Genomic DNA, 243 nt, shown 5'->3' with positions numbered 1-243 from the left:
AACATGGCCTCGGGAGCCAGATCGCGGGCGTGCGCAGCGACATGCAGAGTCTGGATCACCGGTTGACCGCGGGCGTTGCCGCGGCGATGGCGATGGCCAGCTTGCCGCAGGCGTATCTGCCTGGCAAGAGCATGGTCGCGCTCGGCGGTGGTGCGTGGCGCGGCGAAAGCGGTGTCGCGCTCGGCCTGTCCACCGTGTCCGACAACGGCAACTGGGTGCTGAAGGGCTCCGCGAGCAGTACAT

The 243-nt window shown here is 68.3% G+C and carries 1 protein-coding gene; it reads left to right on the top strand.

All coding sequences use genetic code 11. The annotated features are described in order from the left end of the window. The coding region (locus tag AAEY80_RS14795) for a YadA-like family protein (protein ID WP_350588633.1) at nt 1–243 on the top strand (243 nt) is incomplete at both ends.

The sequence above is a fragment of the Psychrobacter sp. 78a-MNA-CIBAN-0178 genome (genome assembly GCF_040309625.1).
In the GTDB taxonomy this organism is placed as follows: Bacteria; Pseudomonadota; Gammaproteobacteria; order Pseudomonadales; family Moraxellaceae; genus Psychrobacter; species Psychrobacter okhotskensis.
The sequence above is the reverse complement of the archived record's forward strand: the minus strand, read 5'-3'. Positions and strand labels throughout refer to the sequence as shown.